This window comes from Pseudomonas sp. DL (genome assembly GCF_047199225.1).
GTDB classification, from domain to species: Bacteria; Pseudomonadota; Gammaproteobacteria; order Pseudomonadales; family Pseudomonadaceae; genus Pseudomonas; species Pseudomonas aeruginosa.
Genome location: NZ_CP178323.1, coordinates 5,020,921 through 5,041,215, shown reverse-complemented (window position 1 = coordinate 5,041,215; position 20,295 = coordinate 5,020,921). Strand labels below are relative to the sequence as shown.

Genomic DNA, 20,295 nt, shown 5'->3' with positions numbered 1-20,295 from the left:
TCCACACTGGAGTCCGCCATGTCCTGGCAACGCTTGCTCGGCCCGCTCGACCGCCTGCCCACCGAAGGCTCCCTGGAAGACTGGCACGCCGCCGCCCTGGCGCGCGCCGACGGTCTTGGCACCCTGGAGCGGGCGGTGCTCGGCGGACGATTGGCCGCGAGTCCGGGCCTGGCCTTCCTCGCCGGCTACCAGGCGGCCCTGCGCGCGCTCTGGCCGGCGGCGCCGGAAGGTCTCGGCGCGCTGTGCGTGACCGAGAAGCGCAGCGTGCGCCCGGCGGACCTGCAGACCCGCCTGGAGGGGCTGGTCCTGCATGGACAAAAGGATTTCGTCACCGCTGGCGACAGCGCCTCCTGGTGGCTGGTGGCCGCCCGCGACGAGGCACCGGGGCAGCCGCCGCGACTGTCGATGACGGTGGTCCTGGCCGGCGCCCCGGGGGCGCGCCTGGAGGCGTTGCCGGCGCTGCCGCTGATGCCGGATGTGCCGCATTCCCGCCTGTTGCTCGACGGTGCCCATTGCGAGCGCCTGCCCGGCGATGGTTGGGACGACTACGTCAGGCCGTTCCGCCTGCTGGAGGATGTCCATGTGCTGGCGGCGCTGGTCGGCTGGCTCTATGGGGTCGGCCATGAATGCGGCTGGCCCTCGCCGCTGCTGCTGCGCCTGGCCGGCATCCTCGGCGGCTGCGCCGAGGTCGCGCGGCATCCGGTCGCCTGCGTCGGCACCCAGGCGGTACTGGCTGGGCTGTTCGAACAGTTCTCGGCGCTGGAGGGGCAACTGGATGCCGCCTTCGCCGCCAACGCCTCGACCTGGGAGGCATTGTGGCAACGCGATCGAGGCTTGCTGGCGATTGCCAACGGGGCCCGCAAAGTTCGCCTGGAGAAGGCCTTGACCCGCCTCGGGCTTGACCCAGGTCAGTGAGGCGCCGCGCCGCAGGCGCTTACCCTGCGCAGCATCCGGCGAGGAATGCTCCTCGGCGCCTGCACAGAGTAGATTTCACCGACCATGCGACGCGAACCGATCGTGCTGTTCGACAACGGCAGCCACCAGTGCCTGTGTTTCGATGACCTCGTCAGCGGCGAAGGGGTCCAGTCCAACCAGTTCCTGATCGTCGACAACGGCCAGTACCTGCTGCTCGATCCCGGCGGCGACCTGACCTACACGCCGCTCTCGCTGGAATTGTCGAAACGCTTTCCGCTGCAGGAGCTGGACTACATCTTCGCTTCGCACCAGGACCCGGACATCATCGCCGCCCTCGACAAGTGGCTGCTGCACACCCGCGCCCGGGTGATCTGCTCCAAGCTGTGGGCGCGCTTCCTGCCGCACCTGACGGCCAACTACCTGGCGGTCAGCCATGGCATCAACACCTACGACCGGGTCATGCCGTTGCCCGACCGCGGCCAGGCGATCGCTCTCGGCGACTGCTCGTTGAAGGCGATCCCCGCGCATTTCCTGCATTCGGTGGGCAACTTCCAGCTCTACGACCCGGTGAGCAAGATCCTTTTCTCGGGCGATATGGGCGCCTCGCTGGTGGACGACGCGGCGCCGGTCAGCGATTTCGCCGCGCATATCCAGTACATGGACGGATTCCATCGCCGCTACATGGCGGCGAACAAGATCTGCCGCCTGTGGGCGCGGATGGTCCGGGACATGGATGTGGAGATGATCGTGCCGCAACACGGGCGGCCCTTCGTCGGCAAGGAAATGATCAGCGCCTTCCTCTACTGGATCGAGAACCTCGAGTGCGGCATCGACCTGCTCGGCCCGGACGACTACCGCATGCCAGGCTGAGTCCGCGCTTCCTGGCGTCATCGAGGCCATGCTAGGGTTGCCCCTCGACCGTCGAGAGGGCCCGCCGATGCCCGCTTTGCCGTTGTCCCGCCGCGCCCTCGCCGCGCTGGCCCTGGTATTCGCCCTCCCTGCCCTGGCCGAAGACTGGCCCGACACCGACTGGCCCCGTGCCCAACAGCCCGCGGGGCCGGCGCTGGAGGCATTCGAGCGCTATGCCTTCGGTCGTCGCGACGATGTTCGTCGCAAAGGCATCCGCACCGACGCGGTAGTGGTGATCCGCGACGGTCGTCTGGTCTATGAGCGCTACGCCGGCCCGAGCCGTGCAGAGACCCCGCACCTTACCTGGTCGGTGAGCAAGAGCCTGCTCGCCACGCTGCTTGGCGTCGCCGAGGGCGAAGGGCGCTTCCAGCTCGACGACCCGGTGGCGCGCTACTACCCGCCGTTCGCCCGTCATCCCGAGGTGACGTTGCGCCACCTGCTGAACTGGTCTTCCGGGCTGGACTGGCAGGAGGACTACGAGTTCGCGCCATTGAAATCCTCCGTGGTGGCGATGCTCTACACCCGTGGGCGTGACGACATGGCCGGCTTCGTCGCCGAAACCCCGCAGGCCCGGCCGCCGGGCCGGCGTTTCCGCTACTCCAGCGGCGACAGCAACGTGCTGGCGGCGGCCCTCCACGGCATGCTCGGCGCGGACTATGCCGAGTACCCCTGGCGCGCGCTGTTCGAGCCGCTGGGCATCCGTTCGGCGGTATGGGAGCGAGACGCCGCCGGCACGTTCGTCGGCTCGTCGTACGTCTACATGAGCGCCCGCGACCTGGCGCGCGTCGGCCTGCTGATGCAGCGCCACGGGCGCTGGCGCGAGCGGCAACTGCTGCCGCTGGCATGGGTCGAGTTCAACCTGACGCCCTTCGCCCGCTACCGGCCGAGCGCGGAAGAGGAGGGCGAGGCGGTGCCGGGCGGCCAGTGGTGGTTGAACCGTGCGGTGAAAGGCGCGCCGGCGCCCTGGCCGGACGTCGCCGAGACCGCCTTCGCCGCGCTCGGCCACTGGGGCCAGGCGCTCTACGTGCTGCCCGAGGAGAAGCTGGTGATCGTGCGCTACGCCGACGACCGCGACGGGCGTTTCCGCCACAACGAATTCCTGCGCCTGGCACAGGCGGCGTTCGCCGGGGAGGCGCGGCCATGATCCGTCGCCATCCCTTGCTCTTCCTGTTCGTCCTGGGGCTGCTCGCTGCCCTCGCGTGGGCCTGGCAGAACCGCATCCACCTGGCGGCCTTTCCCGCCATCATCGGCGCCTACACGGCCAAGGAGTACTGCTCCTGCCGCTACGTGATGGGGAACTCCGCGGACTATTGCCGGGCCTATACCCAACAGTACGTGCCGATCAGCGGCTTCTTCGACGACGAAGCCCGCCGCCGGGTGACCGCCCGCGGCCTCGGCAGTACGCAGACGGCCGCCTGGCTGGGCCCGCGCGAGGGATGCCGGCTCATGCCCGAGGCGGACAGGCTGCCGGACTGACCGGCGGCGCATGTCGGGGCGCGGGGCGAGGGACGGCGCCGGCCCGAAGCCGGAGGTGGAATGCCTGTTGTATTGTGTGTCCTGTTGTTGCTCCTCAGCCCTCTGCTGTCGGCGGCGGAATGGCAACTGGAGCCGGATTACTCGCGGATCAGCTTCGTTTCCGTGAAACGCGCGAAGATGGCCGAGGTGCAGCGCTTCGATCGTCTCAGCGGCCAGATCGACAAGCAGGGCGTCGCGCGCATCGTGGTGCCGCTGGGCACCCTGGACAGCGGCCTGGCCCTGCGCGACGAGCGAATGAAGGACAACTTCTTCGAAACCTCGCGCTTCCCCGAGGCCACCGTGGAGAGCCGCCTGGACATGGCCGGCTTCGACGACCTGCGGGTCGGCCAGTCGCGGGTCGAGAAGCTCGACTTCACCCTCGACCTGCACGGCCAGCAGCGCCGCCTGAAGGCCGACGTGCTGGTCACCCGCCAGGGCGAAGGGCTGGTCCAGGTGGCGACCCTGGAGCCGGTGCTGCTGAAGCTGCTCGACTTCGACCTGGAAGAGAAGCTCAAGCCCTTGAAGGAGATGGCCAATATTCCCTCGATCACTCCCGAGGTACCGGTGTTCGCCGTGCTGAACTTCCGCGAAGTGCCGCCGGAACAGTTCTGACGTACCGGCGGAGGGCGGCGCGGGCCTTGGGTTCCACCCAGTGGAACCGCCTTCCGTTGTCCTTCGCCGCGTGCCGCGCTTAGCTGTGACCACGCCCGGCCGGCCTTGCGTCCGGGCCTCCCGCCAACAAGACCGGAGCGCAATCCGGCCAGAGGAGAGACGGCATGGCTCGACATCGACACATCGTGGCCTGGCTCGAGGAGGTCGCCGACGACCTGCGTAGCCTGCGCCAGGACATCCACGCCCATCCCGAACTGGGCTTCGAGGAGCGACGCACCGCCGCGCTGGTCGCCGAATGCCTGCGCGGCTGGGGCTACGAAGTGCACGAAGGGATCGGCCGCACCGGCGTGGTCGGCGTCCTCCGCCAGGGCGACGGTACGCGGCGGCTCGGCCTGCGGGCGGACATGGATGCGCTGCCGATCGTCGAGGCCACGGGGCTCGGCTACAGCAGCTGCCACGGCGGGCGCATGCACGCCTGCGGCCACGACGGACACACCGCGATGCTGCTCGGCGCGGCACGCTACCTGGCGGCGACGCGGCGTTTCGACGGCACCCTGGTACTGATCTTCCAGCCCGCCGAGGAAGGCCAGGGCGGCGCCGAGGCGATGCTCGCCGATGGGCTGCTGGAGCGCTTTCCCTGCGATGCGCTGTTCGGCATGCACAACATGCCGGGACTGGAGGCCGGGCACCTGGGCTTCCGCGCGGGACCGATGATGGCTTCCCAGGACCTGCTGAGCGTCACCCTGGAGGGCGTCGGTGGACACGGTTCGATGCCGCACCTGAGCGTCGATCCGTTGCTCGCCGCGTCGAGCGCGGTGATGGCCCTGCAGAGCGTGGTGGCGCGCAACGTCGATCCGCAGAAGGCCGCGGTGGTCACGGTCGGCGCATTGCAGGCCGGCGAGGCGGCCAACGTCATACCCCAGCGCGCCGTGCTGCGCCTGAGCCTGCGGGCGCTCGACGGCCAGGTGCGCGAGCAGGTGCTGCAGCGGGTTCGCCAGATCATCGAGTTGCAGGCCGCCAGCTATGGGTGCCAGGCCAGCATCGAGCACTACCCGGCCTATCCGGTGCTGGTCAACAGCGTCGAGGAAACCGAGTTCGCCCGCCAGGTCGGGGTCGAGCTGGCCGGCGCGGAGCAGGTCGACGGCGACACGCCGAAGCTGATGGGCAGCGAGGACTTCGCCTGGATGCTACAGCGCTGCCCCGGCAGCTACCTGTTCATCGGCAACGGCAGAGGACGGCCGATGGTGCACAACCCGGCCTATGACTTCAACGACGACATCCTGGTCCGGGGCGCGGCCTATTGGGGCGCGCTCGCCGAGACCTGGCTGGCCGCCCCCGCGGCGTCCGGCCTTCGACTGACTGCCGCCAATAACGGCGCGGCCTGAGCCGCGCCGGCATTCCCCCGGTTACCAGGAGATTCCCATGCACGCTTGCCCGAGCGGTACCTCGCGTACCCGCCAGGTGGCGGCTGCCGTGATCGGCAACGCCCTGGAGTGGTACGACTTCATCGTCTACGGCTTCCTTTCCAGCCTGATCGCCAGGCTGTTCTTCCCTTCCGGCGACGAGTACACCTCGCTGTTGATGGCCCTGGCCACCTTCGGTGTCGGTTTCTTCATGCGTCCGGTCGGTGGGGTCCTGCTCGGCCTGTATGCCGACCGCAGGGGACGCAAGGCGGCGATGCAACTGATCATCCTGCTGATGACGCTGTCCATCGCGATGATCGCCTTCGCCCCGACCTACGCGGCGATCGGCGTCGGCGCACCGTTGCTGATCGTGATCGCGCGAATGCTGCAGGGTTTCGCCACCGGCGGCGAGTACGCCAGCGCCACGGCTTTCCTGGTGGAAAGCGCGCCGCCGCACCGGCGCGGTCTCTACGGTTCCTGGCAATTGTTCGGCCAGTGCCTGGCGGTGTTCGCCGGTGCGGGGATGGGCGCGCTGGTCACCCATTGCCTGGACGCCGAGTCCCTGGAGAGCTGGGGCTGGCGGGTGCCGTTCCTGTTCGGTCTGCTGATCGGTCCGGTGGGATTGTGGATCCGCCGCTACATGGGCGAGACCGAGGCCTTCCTCGAAGCCATCCGGGAGCCCGGCGAGCGCCAGGGGCTGCTCGGCGTGCTGCGCGAATACCGGCGCAGCGTGCTGGTGAGCATGGGCCTGACGGTGATCGGCACGGTGTCCTTCTACGTGGTGCTGGTGAATATGCCGACCTTCGCCCACAAGCAGTTGGGCCTGCCGCTGGACGAGGTGTTCATGGTGCAGATGGCTGCGGTGGCGCTGATGACCCTGGTGATCCCGTTGGCTGGGGGACTCTCCGACCGGGTCGGGCGGCGCCCGGTGCTGCTGGTCGCGACCCTGGCCTTCATGCTCATGGTCTATCCGCTGTTCGCCTGGGTCGCCGCGGCGCCGAGCCTGGGGCGCCTGCTGCTGATGCAACTGTTGCTGTGCACGGCGATCGGCGGCTTCTTCGGCCCGGCGCCGACCGCGGTGGCCGAGCAGTTTCCGGTGCGGGTGCGTTCCACCGGCCTGGCGGTGGCGTATAACCTGGCGGTGATGCTGTTCGGCGGTTTCGCTCCGTTCATCGTCACCTGGCTCACCGAGGTCGGCGGCTCGCCAGTGGCGCCGGCGTTCTACGTGCTCGGCGCGGCCTTCCTCGGGCTGCTCGCCACCCTCTATCTGCGGGAGGGCGCGACGCCCGCCCCGCGCCCCCGTGAACCGGCCCTGGGCAAGCCGGCAAGGAGTCTGTGAATGAGCGCCACCCGCCATCGAAGCGACGGCCACGAGGAAATCGTCGCGCTTGACGCGCTGCCGCTGTCCGCGGCGATCCGCCGACGCGAACTGTCCTGCCGCGAGGTCATGCAGGCCTACCTGGCGCAGATCGAACGGTTCAACCCGCGGGTCAACGCCATCGTCTCGCTGCAGGCGGAAAGCCGCCTGCTCGCCCAGGCCGACGAGCGCGACCGGCAACTGGCGCGCGGCGAATGGCTGGGCTGGATGCACGGCATGCCGCAGGCGATCAAGGACCTCGCCGCCACCTCCGGCATTCCTACCACCCTGGGTTCGCCGCTGTTCGCCGGGCAGGTGCCGGAGCACGACGCCATCGTCGTCGAGCGGGTGAAGAGCAGCGGTGCGATCGTCATCGGCAAGACCAACGTACCGGAGTTCGGGCTCGGCTCGCAGACCTACAACCCGCTGTTCGGCACCACCCGCAATGCCTACGATCCGGCGCGGATCGCCGGCGGCAGCAGCGGTGGGGCGGCGGTGGCGCTGGCGCTGCGCATGCTGCCGGTGGCCGACGGCAGCGACATGATGGGTTCGCTGCGCAACCCCGCCGCCTACAACAACGTCTACGGCTTCCGCCCGTCCCAGGGACGGGTGCCGCACGGCCCGCAAGCGGAACTGTTCGTCCAGCAACTGGCCACCGAAGGCCCGATGGGGCGCAGCGTGGCGGACCTGGCCCGGCTGCTGGCCACCCAGGCCGGCTACGATCCGCGCTGTCCGCTGTCGTTGCGCGACGATCCGCGCAGGTTCGCCGACGACCTCGGGCGCGATTTCCGCGGAGCCCGGCTCGGCTGGCTCGGCGACTACGCCGGCTACCTGCCGATGGAGGAGGGCGTGCTGGAGCTTTGCGAAGCCGCGCTGGGCGATTTCGCCGAGCTGGGCTGCGACGTCGAGGCGTGCCTGCCGGACTATCCCCTGGAGCGCCTGTGGCGCACCTGGCTGGTCCATCGCCAGTGGCTGGTGCAGGGCTCGCTTGGCGAGCTTTACGCCGATCCCGCACGGCGCGTCCGGCTCAAGCCGGAGGCGCAGTGGGAAGTGGAGTCCGGGCTCGGCCTCGGCGCCACCGAGGTCTATCGCGCCTCGCTGGATCGCAGCGACTGGTATCGGGCGCTGGCGCGTCTGTTCGAACGTTACGATTTCCTCTTGCTGCCCAGCGCCCAGGTGTTTCCTTTCGATGCAGAAACGGCGTGGCCGCGGCAGGTCGCCGGGCGGCCGATGGACACCTATCACCGCTGGATGGAGGTGGTGATCGGCCCGACCCTGGCCGGTTTGCCGGCGATCAGCGTACCGATCGGCTTCGGCGCGGCGGGCCTGCCGATGGGATTGCAGATAATCGGCCCGGCGCAGGCCGACCTGGCGGTGCTGCAACTGGCCCATGCCCACGAGGGCCTGACCCGTTGGGTCAGCCGCCGTCCGCCGGCGATGCTCGAGGCTCCAGGGGGCATCGACTAGGCCGCGGAGCAATGCTGGCGTATTCGCAGATTCTTCCTACATGACCTGGGCCTGCATCTTGCTTTGCCATAACGGTCTGTCGACGGTGGAGGTGTCGTCATGCCGGAAAGAGAAGAGGCGGGAACCGTGCGTTCGGTGGAGCGGGCGCTGGCGATCCTCGATCTGCTGGGCCAGCACCAGGCGCTGGGGCTCGAGGAACTGCATTACCTGACCGAACTGCCCAAGGCCACGGTGTCGCGGCTGCTGCATACCCTGCTGGAGCAGGGCTGGCTGTACCGCGGCTTGACCGACCGGCGCTACCGGCTGCGTTCCACCCGCCTCTACGGTGACGCCGCCGAGCGCTTCCGTTGCCAGGTGGTGGAGCGTTCCGCGCCGCTGCTGGTGGAGTTGAGCGAGCGCACCGGGCTGGTCGCCGATTTGTCGATTCTCGACGGCGACCGCCTGCTGGTGGCGGAAAGCTCGGTGCCCGGCGTCCTGCGCAAGCGCTACCCGGCCAACCGGCTGGTGGTCGGCCAGCACGCCAGCCTGTTCCATTCGGCCATGGGCAAGGCCTGCCTGGGCGAACTGGCAGACAGCGAGGTGCGCCGCCTGGCGCGCCAGCACCAGGTAGACGAGGACCTCTGGTTGCGCACCCGCGAGCAGGCCCACGGCCAGGGCTACGGCGAGCGTACCGAGGGACACTGGGAGTATCCGGTGCGCCTGCCGTTCCTGATCCGCGCGGTGGCCTTGCCGGTACGCGCCCAGGGTCGCCTGCTCGGCAGCGTGGCGCTGCACTGGCCGCGCGACCAGGATTGCGTCGAACGGGTGCGCCGCCGGCACCTGGGAACCCTGGCCGATACCGTCAGTCAGTTGCAGCACGCGCTCGACTGACGCGGGAGTTTGCCTGCTCCCAGGCGGCCGGTTTAAGGTGGCGCCGGACGCAAAGGGAGCCCGCATGCACAAGTTGATCTGCCTCGGCCTGGCCCTCCTGGCCTTGCCGGTCCAGGCCGCCTGGTACCTGGACTACGAGTCGTCGCGACTCAGTTTCATCTCCACCAAGAACGCTACCCTTTCGGAAGTCGGCCGCTTCCTGGTCATGCACGGCAAGGTCGACGACAAGGGGCAGGCGCGCCTGCGCGTCGAGCTGGACTCGGTGAGCACCGACATCCCGCTGCGCGACGAACGCATCCGCGAGCATCTGTTCGAGACCAAGCGCTTCGCCGAGGCGGAGATCACCGCCCAGCTCGACCTGGCGCCGATCGTCGAGCTGGCCGACGGCGTGCAACTGGAAATGCGCCAGCCGGTGACCGTCAGCCTGCACGGCAAGCGCAAGAGCTACGCCAGCGACCTGTTGGTGACCCGCCTGGACGAGCATCGCTTCCAGGTGGTGACCCTGTCGCCGCTGGTGCTGGACGCCGCCGACTTCGACCTCGCCCCCGGCATCGAGACCCTGCGCAAGCTGGCCGGCGCCGGCAGCATCGGGCTCTCGGTGCCGGTCGGCGCCGTGCTGATCTTCACTTCGCGGTGAGCGGCCCGGTCTTTCCCTGGCGCAGCGACAACCGCTTCGCCCTGCTCAATGACGGCGTGCGGTTCTTCCCGCGCATGCTGCTGGCCATCGAGGCGGCGCAGCGGAGCATCGAGCTGGAGCTGTACCTGGTGGAAGACGGGCATTGCGCCGAACTGTTTCTCGTCGCCCTGCTGGATGCCCGCCGCCGGGGCGTCGCCGTGCGCTGCCTGTTCGACGGCTTCGGCTGCCTCGGCCTGGGCAGCGCCTGGATCCAGCGCCTGCGCGAGGCCGGCGGCGAACTGCGGCTGTACAACCCGCTGCGCTGGAAGCTGACTGGCGGCAATCTCTACCGCGACCATCGCAAGCTGCTGCTGGTGGACGGGCGCCTCGGTTATGTCGGCGGCGCCGGGATCACCGACGAATTCTGGGAACCGGTCAGCGACGTCAGCGCCTGGCGCGAGGTGATGGTCGAGATGGACGGCCCGGTGGTGGCGGACTGGGCGGCGCTGTTCGAGCGGCAATGGCTGGCCTGTCTCGAAGAGAAAGCCTGGAAGCCCCGCGAGGGCATGACCCTTACCCGCCTTCCGCCGCAGCCGGGGGCGGCCCGTGGGTTGGGCCGGGTGGCCTACGCCGACGCCCGCCAGCACCGCGACATCCTGCAATCGCTGGTCCGCGCGCTGAACGGCTCGCGCCGACGGATCTGGCTGGCGACGCCGTACTTCCTGCCGACCTGGAAGGTTCGCCGGGCCCTGCGCAAGGCCGCCCAGCGCGGCGTGGAGGTGCGCCTGCTGCTGGCCGGGCGGCTCACCGACCACGCCCCGGTGCGCTATGCCGGGCAGCGCTACTACCCGCGCCTGCTGCGCGCCGGCGTGCGCATCCACGAATACCAGCCGCGCTTCCTGCACCTGAAGATGGTCATGGTCGACGATTGGGTGAGCGTCGGCTCCTGCAACTTCGATCATTGGAATCTACGCTTCAACCTCGACGCCAATCTCGAGGCCCTCGACCCGGACTTCACCAATGAGGCGGCGGCGAGCCTGCTGGCGGACTTCGCCGACAGCCGCGAGGTGACCCTGGCGATGTGGCGCGCGCGACCCCTGTGGATGCGCCTGCACCAGCGCCTGTGGGGTTGGCTTGACCGGGTAGTGGTGAATTTCCTCGACCGCCGGCGCTAGGGAGCGGCCGTTCGTAGCCGCTGGCCGGCCCGGTGAAACTTGCCGGGGAGCTTGCGGGTCTACCCCGGACCGCCCATTACAATGACAAAGGAGAGATGCGTGGCAACGCCCGACTCCAAGGAACGTTTCATCGGACTGGAATGGTTGCGCTTCCTGCTCGGCCTGTACGTGGTGGTGTACCACACCCTGCATACCTATCCGAAAGAGCAGAAGTTTCCCGGTCTCGACGAACTGACCAGCCTGGGGTTCTTCGCCACCAGTACCTTCTTCGTGCTTTCCGGCTTCCTCCTGGCCCATGTCTACGCACGCAGCGGCCGGTTGCGCGAAAGCGCCCGCAGCTTCTGGACCAAGCGACTGTCCAATCTCTATCCGCTGCACCTGTTCTCCCTGCTGCTGTCGATCCTGGTGTTGCTGGCCCTCAGCCACCTGGGAATCGGTCCCGAGCTGGACAAGGCCACCCCGCGCTTCGTCATCTACGACACCAACGAAGTGCTCGGCCGCACCCACCCGGAACTCTTCCTGCACTGGATGAGCAACACCGAACTGTTCGTCAACAGCATCCTGCAGATCCTCCTGCTGCAGGCCTGGAATCCCTATTACCTGACCTTCAACGCGCCGTTGTGGTCGCTGTCGACGCTGATGTTCTTCTACCTGGCGTTTCCCTTCGTCGCCCCGCGGCTGATGCGCAGCCGGCACAAGTGGAAGGTGCTGGCGCTGGTCTGGCTGGTCTACCTGATCCCGCCGGCGCTGGTGGTGGCCAGCGAGAGCTACGGGATCCCCTGGACCGGCCTGCTGCACCGCAATCCGTTGCTGCGCCTGCCGGAATTCCTTGGCGGCATCCTGGCCTACGGGTTGTTCCGCGGCTACCGCGACCGTGGCATGGTGCCGGGACGCGGCCTGCTGGCCGCGCTGGTGGCGCTGATGGTGGCGGCCTTCCTGGTGGCCGACTACCTGTTCACCCAGGGCGCCAAACATTGGTACTTCCTGCTGCACAACGGCCTGCTGCTACCGGCCCAGTTGCTGCTGGTGTGCCTTTGCGCGCTGCCCGCCGACCCGAAGAGCGCTTTCGTCCGCCACTGGTCGCCGCGCCTGGGGGCCGCCTCGCTGTCGCTGTTCGCCCTGCATGTGCCGATGTTCACCCTGTTCTCCCGTAGCGAGCGCCTTATCGCCGTGCCGGGGCGTTGTCTCGACGACTGGCGCGCCTGCACCGAGGCGGCGGCCGCGCTGCCATCGTCGCTGCTCTACTACCCGCTGTTCCTGGTCCTGCTGGTGGCGTTCTGCGTGCTGTTCCAGGAGCGCGGCGTGGTGCCGGTGCGCAAGTGGCTGGTGCGCCGGCTGATGCCGGCGCCGGCGCTGGCCAAGGTGCCGCGCCCGGCCTGAGGCCGTTCTCCCGGAGAACCGGACTTTCGACGGGTGGCAGGCCCGGCCCGGCTGGTTATGCTGCGCGGATAACCATAAGAAGAGGGATGGAGCATGCTGCGCAGCCTGTCGCTGGCCCTGTCGATCGTCGCGAGCCTGGTCGGCTGCAGCACGCCCGGCGCGTTCTTCGGTGCGGTGGACGGACCGGCCTTCGTCGCCCATCCGAGCGCCGATGCCAGCCACGCCACCGTCTACCTCTACCGTCCGCGGAGCCAGTGGGCGGACGAGGAACTCGAGGCGCCGGGGATCTTCCTCAACAACGAACTGATCGGCAGCCTGCCGAGCAACGGCTACCTGGCGTTCGAGTTCGAGACCGGCAGCTACAAGCTGGAAATGCGCCGGCCGCTGGCGGGCAGCTTCTGGACCCTGTTCGCCGACGGTCCGATGGATTTCACCCGCATCGCCAGCTTCATGCTCGAGGCCAGGGCCGGCTCGGTCTACTACCTGCGCTACGACGAACTCAACCCGCCACCGAAGAGCGAGCACCCGGCGGGTGAGGGCGATGGCCCGCTGCAATTGGTGGCGGCCGATCTCGGCGCTGCGGAAATCGGCACTACCCACCAGGTCCAGGAGCCCATGCAGTTCGCCGCCAGCGGCTACCGGAAACGCGTGCAGCGCTCGTTCTGGGAAGGCGTCGGGCGGGCCCTGGACAAGATCGGCATCTGAACCCGGCACGCGTGTAGTAACCGTCTATTACCCGCGTCCCCCTGCGGATTGGCTACCTTAGGTGCATCCCCGGTATGACCGGGCCCTGCCCGAAGGAGTGCGCGTGATGGCTGCGAAGAAGATCCTGATGCTGGTCGGCGACTATGCCGAAGACTACGAAACCATGGTCCCGTTCCAGGCCCTGCAGATGGTGGGCCACCAGGTGCATGCGGTGTGTCCGGACAAGCGGGCCGGGCAAAGCGTGCGCACCGCCATCCACGATTTCGAAGGCGACCAGACCTACAGCGAGAAGCCGGGCCACAACTTCACCCTCAATGCCGACTTTGCCCAGGCCCGCGCCGAGGATTACGATGCCCTGCTGATCCCCGGCGGCCGCGCGCCCGAATACCTGCGCCTGAACGAGCAGGTGCTGGCTCTGGTGCGTGACTTCGATGCCGCGCGCAAGCCGATCGCCGCGGTCTGCCATGGCGCCCAGCTGCTGGCCGCCGCCGGCGTTCTGCAAGGGCGGGCGTGCAGCGCCTATCCGGCCTGCGCCCCGGAGGTGCGGCTGGCCGGCGGCGAGTACGTCGACCTTCCGCCGGACCAGGCCCACGTCGACGGCCACCTGGTCACCGCGCCGGCCTGGCCGGCGCATTCGGCGTGGCTGGCGCGCTTCCTCGAGGCGCTCGGCACCCGCATCAGCCACTGAGACCCAGGAGACCCCCGCGCATGTGCGAACTCTATGTGAAAGCCGATCCGATCCTCTATGAATCGCGCTCGCGTTCCTTGCGCATCCGCGGGGTGGTGACCACCCTGCGCCTGGAGAACCAGTTCTGGGACATCCTCCGGGAAATCGCCGAAGGCGAGGGCCTGAGCACCAACCAGTTGATCACCAATCTCTACGAGGAAGTGATGGACTATCGCGGCGAGGTGCTCAACTTCGCCTCCTTCCTGCGTGTCAGTTGCACCCGCTACCTGGCGCAGCGGCGCGAGAAAGTCGCCGAGCTGAGCCTGGTCGGCCAGCGCGCCCAGGCCTGAGGCGAGGGAAGACGCGACCGGGGTGAAACGTTTAGGCTGGTCGCACTTCCTCCCCCGATCCGGCGTCGCCTCGTGAAATACTCCCTGCCCACCACGGCCACCGCGCCGTTCTGTCCCTCGGCGGTCAGCCACAGCGTGGCGGTGCCGGCCGACGCCTCGCCGCTGCGCAAGCTGGCGCTGTTCATCGGCCCCGGCCTGCTGGTCTCGGTCGGCTACATGGACCCCGGCAACTGGGCCACCGCCATCGAGGCGGGCTCGCGCTTCGGCTACGCGCTGCTGTTCGTAGTGGTGCTGGCGAGCTTTTCCGGGATGCTCCTGCAAAGCCTCTGTTCGCGCCTGGGCATCGCCACCGGCCGCGACCTCGCGCAGCTCTCCCGGGAGCGCTACCGCCCTGGCGTGGCGCGTGGCCAATGGCTGCTGGCGGAACTGTCGATCGTCGCTACCGACCTTGCCGAGGTGCTCGGCGCGGCGCTGGCCTTCCACCTGCTGCTGGGCGTCTCGATTACCACCGGGGTGGTCCTCACCGCCTTCGATACCCTGATCGTGCTGGCCCTGCAGGGCGCCAACTTCCGCCGCCTGGAGGCCATAGTGCTGGGGCTGATCGCGACCATCGGCGCGTGTTTCTTCGTCGAACTGGTGCTGATCGGCCCCTACTGGCCGGATGTCGCCGCCGGCTTGCGGCCGTCCTGGGACACCCTGAGCAGCCAGGAGCCGCTGTACCTGGCGATCGGCATCCTCGGCGCGACGGTGATGCCGCACAACCTCTACCTGCATTCGTCCGTGGTGCAGACCCGGGTCAGCGGCGACGACGCGGCGAGCAAACGCTCGGCGATCCGCTTTTCCCGGCTCGACACCATCGGCTCGCTGTCCCTGGCGCTGCTGGTCAATGCGGCGATCCTGATCCTCGCCGCCGCGGCTTTCCACGGTAGCGGCCATAACGAGGTGGTGGAGATCCAGGACGCCTACCACCTGCTCGACCCGTTGGTGGGCGGCGCCCTGGCCAGCTTCCTGTTCGGCTTCGCCCTGCTGGCGGCGGGGCAAAGCTCGACCTTCACCGGCACCATTGCCGGGCAGGTGGTGATGGAGGGTTTTCTCCGGGCGAAGATTCCCTGCTGGCAGCGGCGCCTGATCACCCGCGGCCTGGCCCTGGTGCCGGCCTTGATCGGCGTGCTCTGGCTGGGCGAAGGCGCGGTAGGCAAGCTGCTGGTGCTCAGCCAGGTGGTGCTCAGCCTGCAATTGCCGTTCGCCCTGTGGCCGCTGATTCGCTTCAGCAGCGACCGGGGCCTCATGGGGGAGTTCGTCAACCCGCGCTGGGTCAGCGCGCTGGCCTGGTCGTTGTTCGGCCTGATCTCGGCGGCGAACCTGACCCTGCTGTATTTCTGGTTCGGCTGAACCAAGGCGCCTGCGGCGCTGCCAGCCCAGGCTCCGGCCAGTGGCCGTACGAAAAAGCCCGGCGCGGGGCCGGGCTTTTTCAGGGACGGAGCAGGCTTACTTGACCTCGACCGCCAGGCTTTCGGCGATCTTCTTCTGCCAGACCGCCGGGCCGGTGATGTGCACCGACTCGCCGTTGGTGTCAACCGCGACGGTGACCGGCATGTCCTTCACCTCGAACTCGTAGATCGCTTCCATGCCCAGTTCGGCGAAGGCCAGCACCTTGGACTTCTTGATCGCCTGGGCGACCAGGTAGGCGGCGCCGCCGACGGCCATCAGGTATACCGCCTTGTTGTCCTTGATCGCCTCGATGGCGATGGGACCGCGCTCGGACTTGCCGATCATGCCCAGCAGGCCGGTCTGTTCGAGGATCTGGCGGGTGAACTTGTCCATCCGGGTGGCGGTGGTGGGACCGGCCGGGCCGACCACCTCGTCGCCGACCGGATCGACCGGGCCGACGTAATAGATGAAGCGGCCTTTCAGGTCCACCGGCAGCGTTTCGCCCTTGTTCAGCATGTCGACCATGCGCTTGTGCGCGGCGTCGCGGCCGGTGAGCATCTTGCCGTTGAGCAGCAGGGTCTCGCCCGGTTTCCAGCTTTGCACCTCTTCCGGGGTGATCTTGTCCAGGTCGACGCGGCGCGCGGACGGGCCGGCTTCCCAGACGATCTCCGGGTAGGCGTCGAGCGACGGCGCTTCCAGTTCGGCGGGGCCGGAGCCGTCGAGCACGAAGTGGGCGTGGCGGGTCGCGGCGCAGTTGGGGATCATGCACACCGGCAGCGAGGCGGCGTGGGTCGGGTAGTCCATGATCTTGACGTCGAGCACGGTGGTCAGGCCGCCCAGGCCCTGGGCACCGATGCCCAACTGGTTGACCTTCTCGAACAGCTCCAGGCGCAGTTCCTCGATGCGGTTCTGCGGGCCGCGGGCCTTCAGTTCGTGGATGTCGATCGGGTCCATGAGGACCTCCTTCGCCATCACCGCTGCTTTCTCCGCGGTACCGCCGATGCCGATGCCGAGCATGCCCGGCGGGCACCAGCCGGCGCCCATGGTCGGTACGGTCTTCAGCACCCAGTCGACGATCGAGTCGGACGGGTTGAGCATGGCCATCTTCGACTTGTTCTCCGAGCCGCCGCCCTTGGCCGCGACATCGACCTCGACCTTGTCGCCGGGAACGATGGAGTAGTGGATCACCGCCGGCGTGTTGTCCTTGGTGTTCTTCCGCGCGCCGGCCGGGTCGGCCAGGATCGAGGCGCGCAGGACGTTCTCCGGCAGGTTGTAGGCGCGGCGCACGCCTTCGTTGATCATATCGTCGACGCTCATGGTAGCGCCGTCCCAGCGCACGTCCATGCCGACCCGGACGAACACGGTGACGATCCCGGTGTCCTGGCAGATCGGGCGGTGGCCGGTGGCGCACATGCGCGAGTTGATCAGGATCTGCGCCATGGAGTCGCGGGCAGCCGGCGATTCTTCGCGCAGGTAGGCCTCATGCATGGCCTGGATGAAATCGACCGGGTGGTAGTAGGAGATGAACTGCAGGGCATCGGCGACGCTCTGGATCAGGTCGTCTTGCTTGATCACGGCCATGGAGCACGGTCCTCTTCAGGCGGGTAATTCGGATGCGGGGCAGGGTCACGGAGCCGGCCGCAGCCGAGGAGCGCGCCGGTCAGGCACCGGCGCAAAAAAGGCGCGACAGTATAGCCGTTCCGGCGAGACGGGCGCACGCGCCGACGATCAGACCTTGGTCGGCCAGCCGGCTGGTCGGCCGATAAATCCGCGGTCCGCTAGCTGGCAGTTCGTTCGACTAGGCAACCCGCAGGGGGCAGGGTACATTGCGGCCAGGTGCCATTACGGGACGGAGCCCATGCGCACAGACAAGCCTCCTCTGAAACAGCGTGCGCTGCAAAAGCTCTTGCTCCGCCGGTTCGGCATGGCCGCAGGCACCTACCTGCTCGGCCTGGTCCTGCTCTGGCTGGCGCTACTCAGCGGCTTCTACCGCGCAGCGCCGACCACCGCGGCGGCCAGCACCACCCTGGTGGTGGCTTGCCAACTGGCCTTCCTCTGGCTGTTCGCCAGCGGTCGCAACCTGCGTTACGCCGATCCCAGCCTGACCGAGCCGCAGGTGCTGGTGGCGATCGCCTGGCTGACCTATTTCCTCTACCACGTCGACAGCCTGCGCGGCACCTTCATGGTGTTCTACGTGCTGGCCCTGCTGTTCGGTGTGTTCCAACTGCCGCCGCGGGTCTTCGCCCGCTGTGCGGCGCTGGCGTTCATCGCTTTTTCCGGCATCTACCTGGTAGAGGCCTTGCAGCAGCGTCTCGAGCTACCGGGCCGGGCTGCATTGCAGGTGCTCGTGATGTTCATCGTAATGGTCTGGCTGAGCCTGTTCGCCAGCTACATACAGGCGATGCGGCAACGCATGCGCCAGCGCCGCTATGCCTTGCAGGCGCACCAGGACACGCTGCGCGGCATGATGCGCCAACTGGAAGACCTGGTGGCCACCGACGAACTCACCGGTCTGTTCAACCGCCGGCATTTCATGCGCATGGCCAGCCGGGCGCTGGAAGACCTGCTGCCGAACCGGCAGCACGGCCTGGCGCTGATCGACCTCGATCACTTCAAGCGGATCAACGACCGCCACGGCCACGCCGCCGGCGATCGGGTCCTGCAGACCTTCGCCGCGGTGGCGCGTTCCTGTCTGCGCGATGGCGACGTCCTGGCCCGTTACGGCGGCGAGGAGTTCGTCCTGCTGCTGCCCCACGCCGACGCGGAACAGCTGGAAAGCTGTTGCGAGCGCCTGCGCCTGGCGTTCCAACAGGCGGAACCGGTCGGGGTCACGGTGGATACCCTGAGCCTTTCGGTGGGCATGACCCTGCTGTATGCCGACGACGATCTCGACGAGGCCTTGCAGCGGGCCGACCAGGCGCTCTACCGTGCCAAGCGCGGCGGACGAAACCGCTGCGACGCCACCTGGGAGGTCACCAGTGCCTGACATACGGGTCGGCGAGCGACGCCTTGCCGTCGCCGCCGGCAGCAACCTGCTGGATGCGCTGCTCGCCGGCGGCATCGCCGTGCCCCATAGCTGCCGCGCCGGCAGTTGCCACGCCTGCCTGGTGCATTGCCTGCAGGGCGAGGTGGACGACACCCTCCCGGAGGCGCTCGATCCGGCACGGCGCGAAGCGGGCTGGCGGCTGGCCTGTCAGTGCCGGGTGCTCGGCGACCTCGTGTTGCAGCCTTTCGATCCTGAGCGCGACGGGCTGCCGGCCAGGGTCGTAGCCTGCCACTGGCTGGGCGATGTGCTGCGCCTGCGCCTGGAGCCGGAGCGGCCCTTGCGCTATCGCGCCGGGCAGCACCTGCTGCTGTGGAGCGACGATGGCGTGGCGCGTCCCTATTCGCTGGCCAGCCTGCCTCACGAGGACCCATGGCTGGAGTTCCACATCGACTGTAGCGCTCCCGGCGCGTTCTGCGACCGCGCCCGGCGCCTGGCGCCTGGCGCGCTCCTGCGTCTGGGCGAGTTGCGCGGCGGGGCGTTGCGCTACGAGCCGGACTGGCAGGAGCGACCGCTGTTGCTGATGGCCGCCGGTACCGGGCTGGCGCCGCTCTGGGGGATACTTCGCGAGGCCTTGCGCGCGGAACACCAGGCGCCGATCCAGTTGCTGCACCTGGCGCGCGACCACTACCTGGCGAGCGAGTTGGCGGAGTTGGCCGGGCGTCATCCGCAACTGCGCGTCAACCTGGTGTCGGCGGCGCAGTTGCCCTCTGCCTTGGCCGATCTCCGCCTTGTTCCGCGGCGCAGCATGGCCTTACTCTGCGGCCAACCCGCCAGCGTCGAACGCTTCGCCCGGCACCTCTACCTGGCCGGCGTACCGCGTAGCCAGACCCTGGCGGACCTGTTCCTGCCCCACGCCTGACGCGGCGCCGGTGGCGGTGCCTTGCAGCCATTGCCGCGGCCCTGCGCCGCATCCCTGGAGTGACGATGAGCGAGCTGATTCGGGTCGAACGCGAAACGGGGCTGCTGACCCTGCGCCTGGACCGCCAGGACAAGAAGAACGCGCTGACCCGCGCGATGTACAGCCGAATGGCCGAGGCGCTGCTGGAGGCGCAGGCCGATACGGCTGTGCGGGTGGTGCTGATCACTGGCGGCGACGCCTGCTTCACCAGCGGCAACGACATCCTCGACTTCCTCGAGCAACCGCCATCCCTGCGCGACAGCCCGGTCGGCCGCTTCATGAGCGCCCTGCTGGAATTCCCCAAGCCGGTGATCGCCGCGGTGAACGGACCGGCGGTGGGTATCGGCACCACCCTGCTGCTGCATTGCGATCTGGTCTTCGTTGGTCGCAACGCGCGATTGAAGATGCCGTTCGTCAACCTCGGCCTGACACCGGAGTTCGGCTCGAGCCTGATCCTGCCGCGCATGCTCGGTCATGCCAAGGCTGCGGAATTGCTGATGCTCGGCCAGGACTTCAGCGGCGAGCAGGCGGCGGCCTGGGGCCTGGCCAATGCGGCGCTGGAGGATGGCGCCACGGTGCTGGAGCACGCCCGCGATGCGGCCCGGCGCTTCCTGCACCTGGCGCCCTCGGCGGTAGTGGAGAGCAAGCGCCTGATGAAAGCGCCGTTTATCGAGGAGCTTCGCCGGGTGATCGCCGAGGAAGGCGATATCTTCAGTACCCGACTGCGCTCGCCCGAGGCGATCGAGGCGCTCAGCGCCTTCATGCACCGGCGCCAGCCGGATTTCTCCAGGTTCGCCTGAGCACACCGCTGTTGGGCCAGCGGAGCGACGATCCGTAGGGCGGATAACGCCCCAGGCGTTATTCGCCGCGATGCGGCTGAAACGGCGGATAACCGCGTAGCGGTTATTCGCCCTACACCACGTTGAGTTAGCGGAGCGCCGGTCCGTAGGGCGGATAACGCCACGGGCGTTATCCGCCG

The 20,295-nt window shown here is 68.4% G+C and carries 20 protein-coding genes; 19 read left to right on the top strand and 1 reads right to left on the bottom strand.

From position 1 onward, the window contains the following. Positions 1-18 precede the first annotated feature (18 nt). From ACI766_RS23540 to ACI766_RS23465, 16 genes are all read left to right on the top strand, one after another. On the top strand, positions 19-915 hold the full coding sequence (locus ACI766_RS23540; protein WP_003093969.1) for an acyl-CoA dehydrogenase family protein: 897 nt from the start codon (positions 19-21) through the stop codon (positions 913-915). Between the two features lie 84 nt (positions 916-999). Next, a complete protein-coding gene (locus tag ACI766_RS23535; RefSeq protein WP_003093967.1) occupies positions 1,000-1,785 on the top strand; it encodes an MBL fold metallo-hydrolase in 786 nt (261 codons plus the stop codon). A gap of 67 nt (positions 1,786-1,852) precedes the next feature. Continuing rightward, positions 1,853-2,968, top strand: coding sequence for a serine hydrolase domain-containing protein (locus tag ACI766_RS23530; protein WP_003101127.1), 1,116 nt, complete (start codon positions 1,853-1,855; stop codon positions 2,966-2,968). Then, positions 2,965-3,300 (top strand): hypothetical protein, encoded by a 336-nt coding sequence (locus ACI766_RS23525; RefSeq protein WP_003093963.1) that lies wholly within the window; start codon positions 2,965-2,967, stop codon positions 3,298-3,300. Before ACI766_RS23530 ends, ACI766_RS23525 begins: the two co-directional genes overlap by 4 nt. Before the next feature lie 60 nt (positions 3,301-3,360). After that, complete coding sequence (locus tag ACI766_RS23520; RefSeq protein ID WP_003120867.1) at positions 3,361-3,951, top strand: YceI family protein; 591 nt, start codon at positions 3,361-3,363, stop codon at positions 3,949-3,951. A gap of 164 nt (positions 3,952-4,115) precedes the next feature. Continuing rightward, positions 4,116-5,336, top strand: a complete 1,221-nt coding sequence (locus tag ACI766_RS23515) for a M20 aminoacylase family protein (protein WP_003101134.1) — start codon at positions 4,116-4,118, stop codon at positions 5,334-5,336. A 37-nt stretch (positions 5,337-5,373) separates the two neighbouring features. After that, positions 5,374-6,693 carry a citrate-proton symporter gene (locus tag ACI766_RS23510; protein ID WP_003101135.1) on the top strand — a complete coding sequence of 440 codons (1,320 nt, stop codon included), beginning with the start codon at positions 5,374-5,376 and terminating at the stop codon, positions 6,691-6,693. Continuing rightward, a complete protein-coding gene (locus tag ACI766_RS23505) occupies positions 6,694-8,178 on the top strand; it encodes an amidase (RefSeq protein WP_003123277.1) in 1,485 nt (494 codons plus the stop codon). 99 nt (positions 8,179-8,277) lie between these two features. Further along, positions 8,278-9,048, top strand: a complete 771-nt coding sequence (locus ACI766_RS23500; RefSeq protein WP_003093951.1) for an IclR family transcriptional regulator — start codon at positions 8,278-8,280, stop codon at positions 9,046-9,048. Positions 9,049-9,112: 64 nt separating this feature from the next. After that, complete coding sequence (locus ACI766_RS23495) at positions 9,113-9,685, top strand: YceI family protein (RefSeq protein WP_003093949.1); 573 nt, start codon at positions 9,113-9,115, stop codon at positions 9,683-9,685. Between the two features lie 74 nt (positions 9,686-9,759). After that, a complete protein-coding gene (locus ACI766_RS23490) occupies positions 9,760-10,839 on the top strand; it encodes a phospholipase D-like domain-containing protein (RefSeq protein ID WP_003120863.1) in 1,080 nt (359 codons plus the stop codon). 99 nt (positions 10,840-10,938) lie between these two features. Next, positions 10,939-12,219 carry an acyltransferase family protein gene (locus tag ACI766_RS23485; RefSeq protein ID WP_023087793.1) on the top strand — a complete coding sequence of 427 codons (1,281 nt, stop codon included), beginning with the start codon at positions 10,939-10,941 and terminating at the stop codon, positions 12,217-12,219. A gap of 93 nt (positions 12,220-12,312) precedes the next feature. Beyond that, on the top strand, positions 12,313-12,924 hold the full coding sequence (locus tag ACI766_RS23480; RefSeq protein WP_023087792.1) for a DUF2846 domain-containing protein: 612 nt from the start codon (positions 12,313-12,315) through the stop codon (positions 12,922-12,924). 103 nt (positions 12,925-13,027) lie between these two features. After that, positions 13,028-13,612: a DJ-1/PfpI family protein gene (locus ACI766_RS23475; protein WP_077557574.1), complete on the top strand. Its 585-nt coding sequence runs from the start codon at positions 13,028-13,030 to the stop codon at positions 13,610-13,612. Between the two features lie 20 nt (positions 13,613-13,632). Continuing rightward, positions 13,633-13,941, top strand: coding sequence for a ribbon-helix-helix domain-containing protein (locus ACI766_RS23470; protein ID WP_003101146.1), 309 nt, complete (start codon positions 13,633-13,635; stop codon positions 13,939-13,941). A 135-nt stretch (positions 13,942-14,076) separates the two neighbouring features. Continuing rightward, the gene (locus ACI766_RS23465; protein ID WP_231280066.1) at positions 14,077-15,333 is read left to right on the top strand and encodes an Nramp family divalent metal transporter; all 1,257 of its coding nucleotides are present in this window, start codon (positions 14,077-14,079) and stop codon (positions 15,331-15,333) included. A gap of 96 nt (positions 15,334-15,429) precedes the next feature. Here the strand turns inward: ACI766_RS23465 and ACI766_RS23460 are convergent, their stop codons facing one another. Continuing rightward, positions 15,430-16,953: a fumarate hydratase gene (locus ACI766_RS23460; protein WP_003093938.1), complete on the bottom strand. Its 1,524-nt coding sequence runs from the start codon at positions 16,951-16,953 to the stop codon at positions 15,430-15,432. A gap of 277 nt (positions 16,954-17,230) precedes the next feature. Between ACI766_RS23460 and ACI766_RS23455 the strand changes: the two genes are divergently transcribed. From ACI766_RS23455 to ACI766_RS23445, 3 genes are all read left to right on the top strand, one after another. Then, entirely contained in the window at positions 17,231-18,358 is a 1,128-nt protein-coding gene (locus ACI766_RS23455; RefSeq protein WP_003101151.1) for a sensor domain-containing diguanylate cyclase, read from the top strand. Beyond that, positions 18,351-19,277: an iron-sulfur-binding ferredoxin reductase gene (locus ACI766_RS23450; protein WP_023104874.1), complete on the top strand. Its 927-nt coding sequence runs from the start codon at positions 18,351-18,353 to the stop codon at positions 19,275-19,277. Before ACI766_RS23455 ends, ACI766_RS23450 begins: the two co-directional genes overlap by 8 nt. Positions 19,278-19,342: 65 nt before the next feature. Beyond that, a complete protein-coding gene (locus ACI766_RS23445) occupies positions 19,343-20,116 on the top strand; it encodes an enoyl-CoA hydratase (RefSeq protein ID WP_003093932.1) in 774 nt (257 codons plus the stop codon). Positions 20,117-20,295: the final 179 nt, after the last annotated feature.